Source organism: Haemophilus sputorum CCUG 13788, assembly GCF_000238795.1.
Taxonomy (GTDB): Bacteria; Pseudomonadota; Gammaproteobacteria; order Enterobacterales; family Pasteurellaceae; genus Haemophilus_A; species Haemophilus_A sputorum.
In genome coordinates, this window is sequence record NZ_AFNK01000053.1 from 1 (window position 1) to 16,618 (window position 16,618).

Here is a 16,618-nt window from a genome sequence, read left to right on the forward strand (position 1 = left end):
TCCACGCAAAGCAGCCGTTGAAGCCGCACTTGCCCGTGCACGAGCGAAAAAAGCAGCGCAAGCAGATGGTGAACAAGCGGTCGAAAAATCGGAAGAAATTGCAAAACCAGCAGAACCTAATGATCCACGCAAAACAGCCGTTGAAGCCGCACTTGCTCGTGCGAGAGCGAAAAAAGCAGCGCAAGCAGGTGGTGAACAAGCGGTCGAAAAATCGGAAGAGATTGCAAAATCTGCTGAACCTACAGATCCGCGTAAAGCAGCTGTGGCTGCAGCGATTGCTCGAGCAAAAGCAAAGAAAGCAGAGAAGCAATTTAATGAGAATGGAGAGGCATAAATGAAGCCATTATTTTTATTGATTGCCGTGTTAAGTTTGCCTACTTGGGCGCAGAACTGTGCGCAAATAGATGAGAAACTCACGATTCATTATCAAAAAATGCAAAATGCTGGCTCTTATTTTGATCATTTTGATGATGAAGTGCTTGAGCGTGAAACCAAACTTTTTACGGAAACTTTGCAATTTTTAAAAGCACCAGAGAGCTGGCAATGTGATTTTTCTAAAGTGCAAGAAGCGGGCATTCGAGTAGAAATGTCTGAAGATAAGCGGTTGCGAATCTTTTCTTGGGATTGGCAAACCGGTGGCACAATGCATGATTTTGGTTCAATGTGGCAATATCGTCAGCTAAAAGGTAAGACGAAAACAAAATTTCAAGAAAGTTCTAATTGGGTGGAAAGCGTGCATCAAACCTCACTGAATCAACAAACATATTATTGGGTCATGGGGCGAAGTATTGGCGATGGCCGCAATCATATGCTAACCGCTGAACTTTATCAGATTCTAGATCAAGGCTTGCAGCCTGCGAAGTTAATCAAAACGTCTAAGTTCACCAATGAGATTAGCTTTGTATATGATCCTTCTACGGTAAGGGAGCAACAGGAGCAAGTGAATTTCTTTTATGATGAGACGAGTAAAAAGTTGCGTTTTCCTGTTGTAATTGAAAAAGATGCATCCAATTCAGGCACGCCAACGAACAAATGGATTCAATATCGTTTTAACGACCAGTATTTTGTAAGAGAGAAAAATTAGATGTTTAAAATGGGGAGCTCCCCACATACACATGGGAGCAATTTAACAGTCAAGTTTATGCTATGGGTCATGGTGGCTATGGTGCCAGCATTGGCGGTGCAATGTTATTTTTTTGGTACGGGTGTATTAGTACAAGCAGCGATTGCGCTTAGTTTAGCGGCTGTATTAGAGTTAGTTATTGCTAAGTTACGCCATAAACCAATGACATTTTACATAGCAGATCTTTCTGGAATACTGACCGCACTAATTTTGGCAATGTCAATTCCGCCCTATGCGCCTTATTGGGTGGTCGTGATTGGAATTTTGGTTGCGATTGTGATGGCTAAACACATTTACGGTGGTTTAGGGCAGAACTTGTTTAATCCAGCAATGGTTGCTTATGCGTTGCTATTAGTTTCATTCCCTGTTCAAATGACTGCTTGGATGGTGCCAATTTCGCTATTAAGTGAGCCACCTACTTTTAATGATGCCTTACACTTAATTTTCCGTGGCGTGAGTAGCGATGGATTGAGTTTACATCAATTAGTAGAAAGTGTTGATGGGATTACCCAAGCTACGCCTTTAGATAGTGCCAAAACCAGTTTAGCGAAATTAAGTTTAAGCGAAATTCAGCAATCGCCAATTTTCTTTGATGGTATCTTCAATGGTTGGGCGCAAGGTTGGTGGCAGCTGAATTTAGCCTTTTTATTAGGCGGTTTATTTTTAATCTATAAACGCATTATTCACTGGCAAATTCCCGCTTCTATGTTAGTGGTATTTGTACTGTGTAGTGGGCTGACAGATTTATTTGGTAATGGCTCGTATCTAAATGTGATAGCGCAGCTCTTTAGTGGAGCGATGATGTTTGGGGCGTTCTTTATTGCGACAGATCCCGTGACGGCTTCCATTACGCCAAAAGGAAAACTTATTTTTGGTGGCTTAATTGGCTTGTTGGTTTATTGTATTCGCTATTATGGCAATTATCCGGATGCAGTTGCTTTTTCTGTCTTGTTGGCAAATATTTGCGTGCCGCTAATTGACCATTACACCCAACCTAGATTATATGGAATGAGAAAATGAGCGCTTCCAAAATTACTGTTAAATATGCGTTTATCCTCGGCGTGATTGCATTGGTTTGCACAGCGATTTCTACCGCGGTTTATTGGCTAACTAAAAGTCGAATTGAGAGTGTTGCAGCAGCACAACAGCGAGAATCGCTTTTAGAAGTGCTACCGCAAAGCTATTTTGATAACGATTTATTGGCAACGTGCAAGCAGTTACATCTGCCAGATGCACCATATTTAAATAAAATCTATTTTGCAAAAAAAGCAGAAAATCTGACCGCTTATGCGATTCAATCAACGGCGCCAGATGGTTATTCAGGTAATATTGTATTGTTATCTGGGATTCAACCAGATGGTACTTTATTAGGTGTGCGAGTTTTGCAGCATGCTGAAACGCCGGGGCTTGGAGATAAAATTGAAACGCGGATTTCTAAGTGGATTTTATCTTTTACGAATAAGAAATTTAGTCTTGAAAATGAAGGGCAATGGGCGGTGAAAAAAGATGGTGGGCAATTTGACCAATTCACTGGTGCAACCATTACCCCACGTGCAGTGGTAAATAATATTCGCCAAGAAGCAAAATGGGTTGTCACCCAGTTAGCGCAAAACCCTGCAATGTTAGAGCAATTTGAGGCGTGCCAATAATGAGTGATGTATCTAAAGAAAATCAAATTCCGGTAACCCAAATTGAGGTGACACCTCAAGCCCCTTCTGTTTGGTCAACGCTGTTTTGGGATGGTGTTTGGAAAAATAATAGTGCATTAGTGCAATTATTAGGACTTTGCCCATTGTTGGCGGTGTCTAATAGCGTAACGAATGCGCTAGGGCTAGGTTTAGCAACGATGTTTGTGCTTATTTGCACGAATACGGCGATTTCATTATTCCGTAAAATTATCCCAAATGACATCCGTATCCCAATTTATGTGATGGTCATTGCAACAGTGGTAACCGCGGTACAGTTGTTAATGAACGCCTTTGCTTATCCAGTTTATCAATCACTAGGGATTTTTATTCCGCTGATTGTAACGAACTGTATCGTGATTGGACGAGCAGAAGCTTACGCTTCGAAAAACAGTGTGGCACACGCGGCCTTTGATGGTTTTACCATGGGCTTAGGCTCAACGATGAGCTTGGTATTATTAGGGGCGATTCGTGAGTTATTGGGCAACGGCACTTTATTTGATGGATTAGATTTGTTATTAGGAAGTTGGGCAAAATCGTTACGTTTAGATGTGCTACACCTAGACTCAGGTTTGCTTTTAGCGATTTTACCGCCTGGTGCATTTATCGGTTTAGGTATTATGCTAGCAGTTAAAAACCTAATTGATAAAAAATAACCTACAATAGAAGAGAGAATTATGTCACGCATTACTGCTCAAGAAGGGTATGAACACCAATTTTTAAAGTCCTTTTTGCTCCCCAAATATTGGGGTGTTTGGCTTGGTGTGCTGTTCTTGGTACTGTTTGCATATGTTCCGTTTCGTGTACGCGACAAGTTAGCCGCTTGGTTAGGCAAACGCGTTTATCACTATTTAAAAAAGCGTAATAAAAAACAGTATCATCGTGCATTGGTCAATTTACGTTACTGCTTTCCCAATTGGAGTGAGGCAAAAAGAGAAGAAACCATTGAAGCAATGTTTGTGACAGTTGCGCAAACCATGTTAGGCATTGGCGAAATTGCATTGCGTTCAGTCAAGCACTTGCAACAACGCAGTGAATTTAGTGGTTTTGAGCATTTAACACAAGCGAAGGCTGAAGGTAAAAATATTATTTTATTAGTGCCTCATACTTGGTCAATTGATGCATCAGGCATTGTGTTACATACCTATGGTATGCCAATGGTTTCGATGTATAACCCTCATCGTAACGCATTAGTCGATTGGTTGTGGAATGCTACGCGCGAACGCTTTGGCGGTAAAATGCATACCCGTCAAAATGGGATTAAGCCGTTTTTAAATGATGTTCGACAAGGCAACATGGGCTATTTCTTACCTGATGAAGATTTTGGTGAAGCATTGAGTGTCTATGCTGATTTTTTTGCGACGGAAAAAGCCACCTTGCCAGGGTTGAATAAAATGGCAAAAGTGGCAAAAGCAGAAGTGATTCCTATGTTTGCGACTTATAATGCTGAAAAAGGCAAATATGTGATGGAAATTCTGCCGCCTATTCATTTTGATGGCACCGAACAGCAATCAGCTCGTGCGATGAATGAAGTGGTAGAGTATTTTGTAGAAAAAGATCCAAAACAATATGTTTGGATATTACGTTTACTCAAAACACGCCGAGATGGTGAAGATATCTACCGACGTTAAAAAACGCCCTTTTGGGCGTTTTTTATATATGTGCTTAATCTTTAAGTAAACGTTGGCTATTGAGTACAACAGTAATGGAAGACATCGCCATCGCAATAGCTGCAATCATAGGGTTTAGCAACCAACCTGTAAATGGATAAAGTACGCCCGCAGCAATCGGAATAGCGATAATATTGTAAATGAAAGCACCAAGTAGGCTTTGTTTCATATTCGTAAGTACACGTTGAGAAAAAGGCAGGACTTTAGCAACAGGGGTTAACCCTGGTTGCATAAGTGAGAGATCTGCGGTTTCCATTGCAATATCAGAGCCTTGATGCATTGCAATACCAACATGAGCTTGGGCTAATGCAGGGGCATCGTTAATACCATCACCAATCATTGCCACCTTGCGCCCTTGTGCTTGTAGTTGGCGAATTTTATCCGCTTTTTGATCTGGCAAAACTTCAGCAATCACACCATTTAAACCTAATTGTGCAGCAAAATATTCAGCACTGGTTTGGCGATCACCCGTTAACATCAAGCAATGATAGCCTGCTTGTTGGCATTGTTGCACAATCGCTTTAGCTTCTGAGCGAAGTTGATCGGCAAGAGAGAATTGCCCAATCAACACACCATCTAATGAGAGATAGACCAAGGTAGCAAAATCTTGTTTGGCATGATTTTTACTTTCTATACCAATGAAAGCCGCATTGCCTATTTTTACACGTTGCCCTTGATAATTCCCCGAAATGCCTAATCCTTTCGTGACTTCAACATTTTCCACCGTTTCAAGCTGTGCATCGGATTGTTGCGCAAATTTTACAATCGCTTTAGCAACTGGATGCGAGGCTTGCTGTTCAAGGCTATAAGCGAGGTTCAATAATTTTTCTTTAGCAAAGCCTTGATAAGTTTCAACGGAAACCACCTGCATTTCGCCTGTGGTTAGTGTCCCGGTTTTATCAAATACGAGGGTATCAATTTCGCTTGCGGCTTGTAGTGCTTCAATATTGCGCACCAATATGCCAAATTCTGCCACTTTTGCAACGCCGGCAATAGTCGAAAGTGGAATCGCTAAACCTAATGCACAAGGGCAAGCAATAATGAGTACCGTAGTGAAAATAGAAAGCGCAAATGCGAAATCTTTCCCAAGCGATAGCCAAACTAGGCTGGCAATTAGCGCGATAGACACCACGACAGGCACGAAAACCGCTGCGATTTTATCAACAAATTTTGCTAAAGGTGGCTTACTGCTTTGTGCATGGCGAACGGCATGAATGACGCGAGCAAGCGCAGTTTTTGAGCCTACTTGAGTGGCAATATAAATGGCTGCACCGTCCGCAATTAACGTGCCGGCATGTACTGCATCGCCAACTTTTTTCTCAATTGGCAGTGCTTCACCGGTCAACATAGATTCATCCACCCAAATTGAACCACTTTCAATGATGCCATCTACTGCGATCCGATCGCCAGTCAGTGCTTGAACTCGCATTTCAGGTTTAATGCCTTTGGCTGGAATGGTTTTTACAATATTTTCTTCAAAAATGACCGCTTGTTTCGGGGCTAAATCAAGCAATTTTTCTAAGGCAAGCGAAGAGCGTTGTTTCGCTTTGAGTTCTAAATATTTCCCTAGGCTAATAAACCCAAGAATCATAACACTGGCTTCGAAATAGAGCGGTGCATGAGGTTGTGGAAAAAGCAGTAAGCTAAACGAATAAAGCCAAGCCACACCAGTACTTAATGCGACTAAGGTATCCATATTCGCTGCGCCATTTTTTAGGCTCATCCACGCGCCTTTAAAGAAATCTTGGCCAGCAAAATACATCGTGGCTAAGCTGATAAAAGCAGCTATCCACCAAGCAAAATAATTACCTTCATTAAGGTGCATTCCAATGATAAAGCCTAACAACATTAAACCTGCACCAACACCAAGGGCTAAGCTAAATTGCCATTTTTTATGTGAGAGTGTGCGCACCGTTTGGGCTTGTTGTTTGGCGCGGCGACTTTCTTCACTTTCAAGCATTTCTGCATGAAAACCTAATTTTTCGACCGCTTGTACTAAAGATTCAGCTTCGGCATCACCTTGTACAAACGCAATTTGATCGACTAAATTGACTGAAGCAAAATTGACGCCATTAACCTTGCTGAGGGCTTTTTCTACTCTTTTAACACAAGCTGCGCAGTGCATTCCATCAATTAAAAGTTGTTGTTCATTCGTATTTAATTTGTCGGAAACAGACATTCTTTTTCTCCTAAAAATAAAAGGGGTTTCCCCCTTTCTTAGCTTTATGCAATAGCTGCTTCAAAGCCAATCTCATCAATAGCATCAATTAAGGTTTGCGCTTCTACTTCGCCTTCAACAATCGCTTGTTGTGGGGAGAGTGTGACGCTAACTTTTTCTACGCCTGGTACTTCATGCAAAGCTTTTTCAACACTTTTGACGCAGTTGCCACAATGTAATCCGGATAATGTTAAGGTGATTGTCATAAAAACTCCTTATTTTGTTTGCTAGAAAAATGATTTGCCGATATGCTAAACCCTGACCTTAGGTTAAAGTCAAGAGGGAAATATGAACATTAGTGAAATAGCCAAACAAACAGGTTTATCTGCGAAGCAAATTCGCGATTATGAAAAAGCAGGTTTGCTGCCAAAAACACAGCGTTCTGAAGCAGGCTATCGCATCTATTCTTCAAATGATTTGGCGCGTTTAAATTTTATTTATAATGCAAGAAAAGTTGGTTTTTCACTGACCCAGATTCAAGCATTATTAGCATTGAACGATAATCCGAAACGTACCAGCCGAGAAGTTAAGCAGCTGACAGAGCAACATATCATTGAATTAGAACAGAAAATTGCCGATCTGCAACAAATGCTAGATCGGCTAAAAGGGTGGAGTAGTACCTGTTGTGGTAATGAAAGCCACGAATGTTCAATTTTATCAGGGCTGAGTAGTTAACGATTCCATTTTTTAGTTTTGGGATTAACGTATTCGATGCCTTGATTGCGATATGAAATACCTTCAAGCTCAAGCAAGTAGCGCTTACTTGGGAGCCCACCACCAAATCCCGTCAGACTTTGGTTTTTGCCTAATACGCGATGGCAAGGAATAAAAATCGAAATAGGATTACGCCCAACTGCACCGCCTACCGCACGCATCGCTTTGGGCTTATCTAGTTGATTAGCAATTTCTCCATAGCTGGTTGTAGCGCCGTATGGAATCTGGCGCAAAATTTGCCAAACAGCTTGTTGAAAAGGGCTACCTTGTGGGGCAAGGAAATCTAATTGGCTAAAATCAATGGTTTCGCCTTGAAAATAGCGGTCTAAAATTTCGGTGGTTTTGCAAAAAATTTCTAAAATCTGACCGCTTGTTTGGCTAGCGGACGTAAAAGTGCTAATGTCAGTCGTTGCTTGTTCTTCTGCAAATTCAATCGCAATTAAGCCTTCGGCTTTTGCTAATAGCAATAACTGCCCAACGGGAGAGGCATAATATTGATAATAAATAGTCATAATTGGTGCCATGAAAAAAGGCGTGTGAGAAATTAACACGCCTTTGAGAAGGATCGATTAGAATTTATAGTTTAAATTTAAACCATAAAGATTTGCACGAGATTTCACATTAAATACGGCGCTACCTTCGGTAAAGGTATTATGTGAGCCTCTTAAGTGTGCAAAACCAAAATCGGTAGAAAGATTCGGGGTGAAGCGGTAAGTTGCCCCTACGCTATACCAAGTTCTGTCTGTATCTGGAATTGAGATAGATGGCGAGGTGATGCTTGCTGTTTCATCATAAGCAATACCCGCGCGTAGCGTTAATGCCTCATTCACATCATAAGACACACCTAGTGCGACACGAGATGCATCATTATAGTTTTCTGCTTTGCTAAATAATGTATTACCTGCATTACCGTAAGCATCTAGGCTTTTGAATTTTTCCCATTCGGTACGTTTATAGCTAAACTGCATTGCTAAGCGATCAGTCATTTTGTGATAGGTCGAAATTTCCCAATAAGCTGGTAAGTGAAGCGTTAAATTACCAGGGATTTCTTGGCCACCAGTTGCTTGAGTAACCGGCGCTTGAATGCCTAACACAGAAAGTTGTGGTAATAAGGCATTAAATGCAGTTGGGAAGTTATTTGAATATTGACCTTTAAATTTCACATTTACAGCAGAGTGATAAGCTGCACCAATGCGGTTGTTTTCGTTAATATCGTAAGCGATACCTGCATTCCAACCTAAACTCCATTCATCACCACTTAAACGTGAAACTTCGGTATGATTATCCATTTGAGCTAAGGTTTTTGCAGCACTATTTAATTGCGCTGCAAGTACAGGATTTGCCGCTAATGCAGCTTGAACTCTTGGATTTGCAGCTGCAGCACCTAAACGACTATTTAATAATTTACCACCCACGCCTAAATGACGAACGATTTCTGCATCTGAATAAATGGCATTTAAACCTGCACCGATGCTTAAACCGTAACCTAAATTATAAGCACCGCTTAAATTGAAGTTAATTGCACTTAAACGAGTATTACCGCCATAAACACCAGCACTGTAATCAGGAGAAAAACGAGATTTTAAACCGTAGTTTACGTTCATTCCTGCCCCCATCGCAAAACGATCATTGATTGGGGTTACAAAATATAGGTTAGGAACAACGGCCTTTGGAATGATGTTGTTGTGTGAAGCATTTACTGTGCCAGCAAGTGTGCCATTTATATCCACATCAGCCTGAACCAAAACGCCACCTGCAGACATTTCTGCTTGTTTGAATTGAGTCATTAACGCAGGGTTATTTGCCACAACTGAAGCGTTATCAGCAACAGCAGCATTACCTGCATAAGCGGTGCCTAAACCAGAAGTTGAAACTTCTGCTAATTGGAAAGCGGCTGCGTGTGCGCCTGCTGAAACAAAAAGAGAAGAAGCTAAAAGCGTTTTTGAAAATTTATTCATGGGGAAATCCTAATCCTAAGGTGTCATTCTCATTTACAGAAAAAAACAAAAAATTAACAATAAAAAACTCCGCGATTCTACGAAGCAGCTAGGGATTATGCAACCTGAAAAACACTTACTTTTTATGTGGTTCGACCAGCGTTCAGAGCTGATGTTTGATTTAGATCAATAAAATGAGGTAAAATAACTTCAACAATTCTTCATACCAATCCATGAAATGTGTGTTTGAAAAATTGTAAATGAAAATCACTCTATGAGTTTATTTCAAGGCGAAAGTGGCGTAGAATACTTAAGATTTGCTCACTTCTTTTTTGATTTGCAATTCATTTGCAAAACCTTTCATATCAATTAGTTGAAGTAAGTAGAATAACCTTGACTAGAATAGTCTGTTATATCAAAATTCTTACACTTTGTAAGTGTCACTAAAAATAACATTAATAGAGGACGATCTTATGAGATTAACGTCAAGAGGGCGCTATGCAGTAACCGCCATTTTAGACATCGCTATTCACGGAAAAGATGAACCTGTGAGCCTTGCAGATATTGCTGATCGTCAGGCAATTTCGCTTTCTTATTTAGAACAGCTTTTTGCACAACTTCGTCGTGAAGGTATTGTAAAAAGCGTTCGTGGGCCAGGTGGTGGCTATAAATTAGAAAAAAGCCCGAAAGAAATTACTGTAGGTATGGTTATTGCTGCAGTAAACGAAAACGTGGATGTCACAAAATGCAAAGGTAGCGGTAATTGCCGAAATGACTCACGCTGCTTGACGCATCATTTATGGGAGCGCCTTGAAATACTTATTGGTAACTTCTTAGATACAGTTTCAATGGCAGATTTGGTGGCGGAAAATTCAGATCATGATTGCGAAAAATCGCACTGTCATGATCACGTTCACCAATAACCTTTGGTAAAAAATTCAAAAAAATGACCGCTTGTTTAAGCGTGTTAGGAGTAATAATGTCAGTAAAATTACCTATTTATTTAGATTATGCAGCAACAACCCCGATGGATGAGCGTGTTGCACAAAAAATGATGCAATATATGACCAAAGACGGCATCTTTGGTAACCCAGCTTCTCGTTCACATAAATTCGGTTGGGAAGCTGAAGAAGCGGTAGATATTGCACGTAATCAAATCGCTGATTTAATTGGTGCAGATGCACGTGAAATCGTCTTCACTTCAGGTGCAACAGAGTCAGATAACCTTGCTATTAAAGGGGCTGCGCATTTCTATCAAACAAAAGGTAAGCATATCATTACAGTAAAAACCGAGCATAAAGCGGTATTAGATACTTGCCGTCAGTTAGAGCGCGAAGGTTTTGAAGTGACTTACTTAGACCCTGAACAAGATGGTTTATTAGATTTAGCAAAATTAGAAGCAGCAATTCGTCCAGATACCATTTTAGTCTCTGTTATGCACGTTAATAATGAGATGGGCGTAATCCAAGATATTAAAACTATTGGTGAAATGTGTCGTTCTCGTAAAATTATTTTCCACGTAGACGCAACCCAGTCCGTAGGTAAAGTGCCGGTTAATGTACAAGAATTAAAAGTAGATTTAATGTCTTTCTCAAGCCACAAATTATACGGACCAAAAGGTATTGGTGGCTTATACGTTTGTCGTAAACCGCGTGTGCGTTTAGAAGCGATCATTCACGGTGGTGGTCATGAGCGTGGTATGCGTTCAGGTACATTACCAGTTCACCAAATCGTAGGTATGGGCGAAGCGTATCGTATCGCGAAAGAAGAAATGACCGAAGAAATGGCACGCTTAACCAAGTTACGCGACCGCTTATACAATGGCTTCAAAGATATTGAAGAAGTGTATGTAAACGGCTCAATGGAACCAGGTAAACGTGTAGGCTCAAACTTAAACATTAGCTTCAACTTTGTTGAAGGAGAGTCATTGATGATGGCATTACGTGATATCGCTGTTTCATCAGGTTCTGCTTGTACTTCAGCAAGTCTTGAGCCATCTTACGTATTACGCGCGATTGGTCGTAATGATGAGTTAGCACACAGTTCAATACGTTTCTCTTTAGGTCGTTGGACAACTGAAGAAGAAATTGACTACACCATCGAATTAGTGAAAAAAGCAATTGTGAAATTACGTGAACTTTCACCACTTTGGGAAATGTTCAAAGAAGGTGTAGATTTATCAAAAATTGAGTGGAATCACCACTAATAACATTAACCTCCCTTTTTAAAAAAGGGATTGAGGGAGATTTTAAAATATCAATATTACACAAATCTCCCCTACCCCGCTTTACTAAAGAGGGGAATAAATAGAAGGAAAAATTAACATGGCATATAGTGAGAAAGTCATCGATCATTATGAAAATCCACGTAATGTGGGAACCTTTGACAAAGAAGCGGCAGATGTAGGTACAGGTATGGTTGGTGCGCCAGCTTGTGGTGATATCTTGCGTTTACAAATTAAAGTAAATGATGAAGGTATTATTGAAGATGCGCGCTTTAAAGCATATGGTTGTGGTTCTGCGATTGCATCAAGCTCATTAATTACTGAATGGGTAAAAGGTAAATCATTAGAAGAAGCAGGCGCAATTAAAAATAGCGATATTGCAGAAGAATTAGAATTGCCACCAGTAAAAGTGCACTGTTCAATTTTAGCAGAAGATGCGATTAAAGCAGCGATTGCTGACTACAAAGAAAAGCACAACAAATAATAAAGAGTGCGGTAAATTGCCGCACTTTTCATTATCATCATTCTTAACGGGAAAATCATCATGAGCATTACATTAACAGAAACAGCTGCGAATCGAGTAAGAACTTTCTTGGAAAATCGCGGGAAAGGCATTGGGCTCCGCTTAGGCGTTAAAACTTCTGGCTGTTCAGGGTTAGCTTACGTACTAGAATTTGTCGATGTATTAAACGAAGATGATCATGTTTTTGAACAGCATGGCGTAAAAGTGATTGTTGATGAAAAAAGCCTTACTTATCTCGATGGCACGCAATTAGACTTTGTTAAAGAAGGGCTTAATGAAGGTTTTAAATACTCCAACCCGAATGTGAAAAATGAATGCGGTTGTGGCGAAAGTTTTAGCGTTTAATTTGCCTTAATAAGAGAATAAAAATGACCAACCCTTTTGCACTTTTTGATTTACCCGTTCAATTTAATTTAGATAGCCAAATACTCTCTGAGCGTTATCTAGCCTTACAGAAAACATTGCATCCAGATAATTTTGCCCATAGTTCAGCAGCAGAACAGCTAGTTGCTATCCAAAAATCGGCAGATGTTAATGCAGCTTTAGAGGTGTTAAAAGATCCTATTCTACGTGCTGAAGCGATTATTGAAATTGAAACTGGCATCGCAAAAAACTTAGAAGAAAAAAGTATGCGAGATGTGGAATTCCTTATGCAACAGATGGAATGGCATGAACAGTTAGAAAGTATTGAACACCGTAAAGATGAAGAAGCTTTAACGCATTTTTTGAAATCCATTAAAATTGAACAAAAAGCGGTATTAGCCCAACTTGAAACGTTATTAGCTGAGAAAAATTGGCAGAAAGCGAATGCATTAACTGATCGTCTGCGCTATTTCAAAAAATTACTGATCCAAATTGAAAAAGTTGAAGAGAAGTTTTTTGATTTTTAATGTAAAGCTTACAAGCGGTTGATTTTTAGAGGAATTTTACCAATGAAAACCCTAGAAGAATTATTAGATAAAAACTCAGCATGGTTGATTTTACGCGATTGGTTTGCCAGTGCTAAAAATCATTATGAAATTTTACCAAGCTATGCTGAAGATGCTTCTGCTGCTTTAGTTGGTATGCAACTTTCAACGCGTTCGCCGTTAGGCGCAATAGTATATGAAACGGGCGGTGTTTTGATTGATCACGGCTGGTTGCGTATTCTAGGTTCAGGAAATGAAAAGTTGCCTCGGGGGTTATTTGATTGGAATTTTGGTAAAACCTTTAAACAATCAGGAGAGCAGCCAAGTTATTTATTGATTGCAGATGATGTGCTTGGCGGATATTTTGCTATCAATGCGGGCGGTTTAGGTGATAAAGTCGGTCAGGTTTATTATCACCAACCACAAACCAAAACATGGGAAGCATTAAATTTAAGTTATTCAGAATTCTTAGGTTGGGCATTAGCAGGGGATTTAGCAGATTTTTATCAAGATTTACGTTGGGAAAATTGGCAAGCTGATGTAGCAAAACTGCAAGGGCATCAAATTTTTAATCTAGAAAGTAAAATTGCTATACCTATTGAACGCCACTATCAAGGCGTATTTGCCCCTGAAAATATGGGATATTCAGTAGCTTAATCTATTTTTATAAAAATAAGATAATTCAAGAGAGAACATTAAATAATGGCATTACTTCAAATTGCTGAACCGGGGCAAACAGCAGCACCTCATCAAGCAAGACTCGCAGTAGGGATTGATTTGGGGACAACCAATTCATTAGTCGCTACGGTACGTAGTGGACAAGCGCAAGTATTACTTGATGAGAAAGAGCGAGCTTTAGTGCCATCTGTTGTGCATTATGGCAAAAATGAGAAAACCTGTGGTGTAGAAGGCTTTGCATTAGCAGCAGTTGATCCAAAAAATACAATCATTTCGGCTAAGCGTTTAATTGGTCGTTCTTTAGCTGATGTTACCCAGCGTTATCCAAATTTACCGTATGAATTTGTTGCAAGTGATAATGGCTTGCCACTGATTCAAACATTGCAGGGTAATAAAAGCCCGATTGAAGTTTCAGCCGATATTTTAAGTTATCTCAATGCTTTTGCTGAAAAACGTTTAGCAGGTGAATTGGCCGGTGTAGTTATTACTGTTCCTGCTTATTTTGATGATGCACAGCGCCAAAGTACAAAAGATGCTGCAAGATTAGCAGGATTAAATGTATTACGTTTATTAAATGAACCGACGGCTGCAGCCATTGCATATGGCTTAGATAGCGGACAAGAAGGTGTGATTGCTGTATATGATTTAGGTGGCGGTACTTTTGATATTTCCATTTTACGTTTAAGTCGTGGCGTGTTTGAAGTATTGGCGACTGGCGGAGATACGGCTTTAGGGGGAGATGATTTTGATCACCTTTTAGCTGATTGGATTGCAGCGCAAGCCGATTATCAACCTCAAAATGCAAATGAGCAACGTGAGTTATTGACCCTTGCAACGAAAACTAAAGTTGCGCTTTCGCAAGCGGTCGAAACTGAAGTGAAATTTGCAAATTGGACAGGCACGGTTAGCCGTTCGCAATTTAATAATTTAATTCAACCGCTTGTAAAACGTTCATTGATGACTTGTCGCCGCGCTTTAAAAGATGCAGGTGTGGAATCGGATGAAGTACGAGAAGTGGTTATGGTTGGTGGTTCTACCCGTGTTCCATTTGTACGTGAGCAGGTAGGCGAGTTTTTCGGTAAAACACCATTAACCTCCATTGACCCAGACAAAGTGGTTGCACTTGGTGCAGCAATTCAAGCAGATATTTTGGTGGGAAATAAACCCGATTCAGATATGCTTTTATTAGATGTTGTGCCGCTTTCTTTAGGAATTGAAACAATGGGTGGCTTGGTCGAGAAGATTATTCCTCGAAATACCACTATTCCCGTTGCGCGTGCACAAGAATTTACTACAGCAAAAGATGGGCAGACTGCGATGTCCGTTCACGTTTTACAAGGCGAGCGTGAATTAGTAGAAGATTGCCGTTCTCTTGGACGTTTTACTTTACGTGGAATTCCGCCAATGGTGGCTGGTGCAGCAACTATTCGTGTTACTTATCAAGTAGATGCCGATGGGTTGTTAAGTGTAACCGCAATGGAAAAATCAACTAAAGTGCAGGCTTCTATTCAAATTAAACCTTCTTATGGTTTAACGGAAGAGGAAGTAGCACAGATGATTAAATCTTCAATGACCAATGCTAAAGAAGATATGGAAGCCAGACAGCTTGCTGAACAACGTGTTGAAGCCGATCGTGTGATTGATACCGTTATTTCTGCATTACAAGCAGATGGGGCAGTGGTGTTGAGTGTTGAAGAATTTAAAGCCATCGAAGCGGAAATTCAAAAATTGCTTGAGACTAAAAAAGGTAACGATAGAGCTGCAATTGCACAAGGCATTAAAGATCTTGATATTGCAACTCAAGAATTTGCAGCCAAACGAATGAATTTATCTATTCAAAAAGCATTAGCGGGTAAAGCCGTTGATGAAATTATTTAAAAGAGGATTTTATGCCAAAAGTAGTTTTTCTTCCTCATGAAGAATTTTGTCCTGAAGGTATGGTTATTGAGGCAAAAAAAGGCGATAACCTATTAGAACTAGCCCATAATGCGGGTGTGGAGATTCATCACGCTTGTGATGGATCTTGTGCTTGTACGACTTGCCACGTTGTGATTCGTGAGGGTTACGATTCATTAAATGAAACCACAGATCAAGAAGAAGATATGTTGGATAAGGCTTGGGGTTTGGAGATGGATAGCCGTTTATCTTGCCAATGTGTGGTGGGTGATGAAGACTTAGTCGTTGAAATTCCAAAATATAACTTAAACCATGCAAATGAGGCCGCGCACTAATGAAATGGACAGATGTTCAACGGATTGCAGAAGAGTTATATGACCGTGATCCAGATTTAAACCCAGTAACGGTGCGTTTTACTGATATGCATCAGTGGATTTGTGAATTAGAAGATTTTGATGATGACCCAGAGGGTTCTAATGAACAAATTTTAGAAGCAATCCTAATGAAATGGATTGAAGAATACGAATAAAAAACAGTAAATTCATAAGGCATAGCAATATAGCGCTATGCCTTATTTTTTATGAACATCATGCTGCATAGCGTTTTTCATGCATTACTGGAGAAAAACGCGGGCGTATTTGATGAACAACATTGGTAATGACGCCTGAAATAGTAATATCTTCCCAATCTTGAATACGGCGATTTGGTAAATTAGCGTCTAGCGAGAATAGGATTTTCTCTCCATTGATTTCATTGAAGAATTGGTAGAATTTATACTCTCCCGCTTGTTCAATAACTAATAGATCATTAACAAAGTATTCTGAAGCTTTTTCTACAACCAGTAAATCATCTAATTCAATTCCCCAAGCAATTAAATTTGGATTTTTTACCAAAATGAAGAAGGTTTCAGTCGGGCGTTTGATACATAATGTATTGAGATCTAATTTCATTGATCGTTCTGAATCTTTATCACGATACATTGGCATAGGCTGATAAGAAAATTCACGTTTTGGATCTAGTTGACGAAGACTTGCCATAATTT

General features: G+C 40.0%; 20 protein-coding genes and 1 pseudogene. 16 read left to right on the forward strand and 5 right to left on the reverse strand.

Annotation, left to right across the window (positions count from 1 at the left end; all coding sequences use genetic code 11):
• From HSP_RS10970 to lpxM, 6 genes and pseudogenes are all read left to right on the forward strand, one after another.
• Positions 1-334: pseudogene (locus HSP_RS10970) on the forward strand (electron transport complex subunit RsxC); the annotation flags it as partial.
• Positions 335-1,084 (forward strand): hypothetical protein, encoded by a 750-nt coding sequence (locus tag HSP_RS0106730; RefSeq protein ID WP_010129677.1) that lies wholly within the window; start codon positions 335-337, stop codon positions 1,082-1,084.
• Positions 1,085-2,143 (forward strand): electron transport complex subunit RsxD, encoded by a 1,059-nt coding sequence (gene rsxD / locus HSP_RS0106735; RefSeq protein ID WP_010129678.1) that lies wholly within the window; start codon positions 1,085-1,087, stop codon positions 2,141-2,143.
• On the forward strand, positions 2,140-2,772 hold the full coding sequence (gene rsxG, locus HSP_RS0106740) for an electron transport complex subunit RsxG (protein ID WP_010129679.1): 633 nt from the start codon (positions 2,140-2,142) through the stop codon (positions 2,770-2,772). The genes rsxD and rsxG overlap by 4 nt, the downstream gene beginning before the upstream one ends.
• Entirely contained in the window at positions 2,772-3,464 is a 693-nt protein-coding gene (locus HSP_RS0106745; RefSeq protein ID WP_010129680.1) for an electron transport complex subunit E, read from the forward strand. The genes rsxG and HSP_RS0106745 overlap by 1 nt, the downstream gene beginning before the upstream one ends.
• A 21-nt stretch (positions 3,465-3,485) precedes the next feature.
• Entirely contained in the window at positions 3,486-4,439 is a 954-nt protein-coding gene (gene lpxM / locus HSP_RS0106750; protein WP_010129681.1) for a lauroyl-Kdo(2)-lipid IV(A) myristoyltransferase, read from the forward strand.
• Between the two features lie 34 nt (positions 4,440-4,473).
• Here the strand turns inward: lpxM and HSP_RS0106755 are convergent, their stop codons facing one another.
• Both HSP_RS0106755 and HSP_RS0106760 read right to left on the reverse strand, forming a co-directional pair.
• A complete protein-coding gene (locus HSP_RS0106755) occupies positions 4,474-6,657 on the reverse strand; it encodes a heavy metal translocating P-type ATPase (protein ID WP_010129682.1) in 2,184 nt (727 codons plus the stop codon).
• Between the two features lie 44 nt (positions 6,658-6,701).
• Positions 6,702-6,902: a heavy-metal-associated domain-containing protein gene (locus HSP_RS0106760; protein WP_010129683.1), complete on the reverse strand. Its 201-nt coding sequence runs from the start codon at positions 6,900-6,902 to the stop codon at positions 6,702-6,704.
• A gap of 82 nt (positions 6,903-6,984) precedes the next feature.
• Between HSP_RS0106760 and cueR the strand changes: the two genes are divergently transcribed.
• A complete protein-coding gene (cueR, locus tag HSP_RS0106765) occupies positions 6,985-7,371 on the forward strand; it encodes a Cu(I)-responsive transcriptional regulator (RefSeq protein WP_010129684.1) in 387 nt (128 codons plus the stop codon).
• Here cueR and HSP_RS0106770 read toward each other — a convergent pair.
• Positions 7,368-7,922 (reverse strand): methylated-DNA--[protein]-cysteine S-methyltransferase, encoded by a 555-nt coding sequence (locus HSP_RS0106770; RefSeq protein WP_010129686.1) that lies wholly within the window; start codon positions 7,920-7,922, stop codon positions 7,368-7,370. The genes cueR and HSP_RS0106770 overlap by 4 nt on opposite strands.
• A gap of 57 nt (positions 7,923-7,979) precedes the next feature.
• A complete protein-coding gene (locus HSP_RS0106775) occupies positions 7,980-9,368 on the reverse strand; it encodes an outer membrane protein transport protein (protein WP_010129687.1) in 1,389 nt (462 codons plus the stop codon).
• A gap of 452 nt (positions 9,369-9,820) precedes the next feature.
• Between HSP_RS0106775 and HSP_RS0106780 the strand changes: the two genes are divergently transcribed.
• The 9 genes from HSP_RS0106780 (at position 9,821) to iscX (ending at position 16,105) form a co-directional block, all read left to right on the forward strand.
• A complete protein-coding gene (locus HSP_RS0106780; protein WP_010129689.1) occupies positions 9,821-10,270 on the forward strand; it encodes an Rrf2 family transcriptional regulator in 450 nt (149 codons plus the stop codon).
• A 56-nt stretch (positions 10,271-10,326) separates the two neighbouring features.
• Positions 10,327-11,553 (forward strand): IscS subfamily cysteine desulfurase, encoded by a 1,227-nt coding sequence (locus HSP_RS0106785; RefSeq protein WP_007524212.1) that lies wholly within the window; start codon positions 10,327-10,329, stop codon positions 11,551-11,553.
• 118 nt (positions 11,554-11,671) lie between these two features.
• Positions 11,672-12,055, forward strand: coding sequence for a Fe-S cluster assembly scaffold IscU (gene iscU, locus HSP_RS0106790; RefSeq protein ID WP_007524657.1), 384 nt, complete (start codon positions 11,672-11,674; stop codon positions 12,053-12,055).
• A gap of 60 nt (positions 12,056-12,115) precedes the next feature.
• Complete coding sequence (iscA, locus tag HSP_RS0106795) at positions 12,116-12,439, forward strand: iron-sulfur cluster assembly protein IscA (RefSeq protein ID WP_007525107.1); 324 nt, start codon at positions 12,116-12,118, stop codon at positions 12,437-12,439.
• Between the two features lie 23 nt (positions 12,440-12,462).
• A complete protein-coding gene (gene hscB / locus HSP_RS0106800) occupies positions 12,463-12,984 on the forward strand; it encodes a Fe-S protein assembly co-chaperone HscB (RefSeq protein WP_007524572.1) in 522 nt (173 codons plus the stop codon).
• Positions 12,985-13,026: 42 nt separating this feature from the next.
• Complete coding sequence (locus HSP_RS0106805; RefSeq protein ID WP_007525449.1) at positions 13,027-13,659, forward strand: DUF2625 family protein; 633 nt, start codon at positions 13,027-13,029, stop codon at positions 13,657-13,659.
• A 45-nt stretch (positions 13,660-13,704) separates the two neighbouring features.
• A complete protein-coding gene (gene hscA, locus HSP_RS0106810; RefSeq protein WP_007525237.1) occupies positions 13,705-15,558 on the forward strand; it encodes a Fe-S protein assembly chaperone HscA in 1,854 nt (617 codons plus the stop codon).
• An 11-nt stretch (positions 15,559-15,569) separates the two neighbouring features.
• Complete coding sequence (gene fdx / locus HSP_RS0106815; RefSeq protein WP_007525072.1) at positions 15,570-15,911, forward strand: ISC system 2Fe-2S type ferredoxin; 342 nt, start codon at positions 15,570-15,572, stop codon at positions 15,909-15,911.
• Positions 15,911-16,105, forward strand: a complete 195-nt coding sequence (gene iscX / locus HSP_RS0106820) for a Fe-S cluster assembly protein IscX (protein ID WP_007524881.1) — start codon at positions 15,911-15,913, stop codon at positions 16,103-16,105. The genes fdx and iscX overlap by 1 nt, the downstream gene beginning before the upstream one ends.
• A 58-nt stretch (positions 16,106-16,163) precedes the next feature.
• Here iscX and HSP_RS0106825 read toward each other — a convergent pair whose 3' ends face one another.
• Entirely contained in the window at positions 16,164-16,613 is a 450-nt protein-coding gene (locus HSP_RS0106825) for a LexA family protein (protein WP_007525172.1), read from the reverse strand.
• Positions 16,614-16,618: the final 5 nt, after the last annotated feature.

Excerpts from the sequence above, each read along its gene's own strand:
- HSP_RS0106730 (WP_010129677.1), top strand. The coding sequence starts at position 335 with ATGAAGCCATTATTTTTATTGATTGCCGTGTTAAGTTTGCCTACTTGG.
- rsxD (WP_010129678.1), top strand. The coding sequence starts at position 1,085 with ATGTTTAAAATGGGGAGCTCCCCACATACACATGGGAGCAATTTAACA.
- rsxG (WP_010129679.1), top strand. The coding sequence starts at position 2,140 with ATGAGCGCTTCCAAAATTACTGTTAAATATGCGTTTATCCTCGGCGTG.
- HSP_RS0106745 (WP_010129680.1), top strand. The coding sequence starts at position 2,772 with ATGAGTGATGTATCTAAAGAAAATCAAATTCCGGTAACCCAAATTGAG.
- lpxM (WP_010129681.1), top strand. The coding sequence starts at position 3,486 with ATGTCACGCATTACTGCTCAAGAAGGGTATGAACACCAATTTTTAAAG.
- HSP_RS0106755 (WP_010129682.1), bottom strand. The coding sequence starts at position 6,657 with ATGTCTGTTTCCGACAAATTAAATACGAATGAACAACAACTTTTAATT.
- HSP_RS0106760 (WP_010129683.1), bottom strand. The coding sequence starts at position 6,902 with ATGACAATCACCTTAACATTATCCGGATTACATTGTGGCAACTGCGTC.
- cueR (WP_010129684.1), top strand. The coding sequence starts at position 6,985 with ATGAACATTAGTGAAATAGCCAAACAAACAGGTTTATCTGCGAAGCAA.
- HSP_RS0106770 (WP_010129686.1), bottom strand. The coding sequence starts at position 7,922 with ATGACTATTTATTATCAATATTATGCCTCTCCCGTTGGGCAGTTATTG.
- HSP_RS0106775 (WP_010129687.1), bottom strand. The coding sequence starts at position 9,368 with ATGAATAAATTTTCAAAAACGCTTTTAGCTTCTTCTCTTTTTGTTTCA.
- HSP_RS0106780 (WP_010129689.1), top strand. The coding sequence starts at position 9,821 with ATGAGATTAACGTCAAGAGGGCGCTATGCAGTAACCGCCATTTTAGAC.
- HSP_RS0106785 (WP_007524212.1), top strand. The coding sequence starts at position 10,327 with ATGTCAGTAAAATTACCTATTTATTTAGATTATGCAGCAACAACCCCG.
- iscU (WP_007524657.1), top strand. The coding sequence starts at position 11,672 with ATGGCATATAGTGAGAAAGTCATCGATCATTATGAAAATCCACGTAAT.
- iscA (WP_007525107.1), top strand. The coding sequence starts at position 12,116 with ATGAGCATTACATTAACAGAAACAGCTGCGAATCGAGTAAGAACTTTC.
- hscB (WP_007524572.1), top strand. The coding sequence starts at position 12,463 with ATGACCAACCCTTTTGCACTTTTTGATTTACCCGTTCAATTTAATTTA.
- HSP_RS0106805 (WP_007525449.1), top strand. The coding sequence starts at position 13,027 with ATGAAAACCCTAGAAGAATTATTAGATAAAAACTCAGCATGGTTGATT.
- hscA (WP_007525237.1), top strand. The coding sequence starts at position 13,705 with ATGGCATTACTTCAAATTGCTGAACCGGGGCAAACAGCAGCACCTCAT.
- fdx (WP_007525072.1), top strand. The coding sequence starts at position 15,570 with ATGCCAAAAGTAGTTTTTCTTCCTCATGAAGAATTTTGTCCTGAAGGT.
- iscX (WP_007524881.1), top strand. The coding sequence starts at position 15,911 with ATGAAATGGACAGATGTTCAACGGATTGCAGAAGAGTTATATGACCGT.
- HSP_RS0106825 (WP_007525172.1), bottom strand. The coding sequence starts at position 16,613 with ATGGCAAGTCTTCGTCAACTAGATCCAAAACGTGAATTTTCTTATCAG.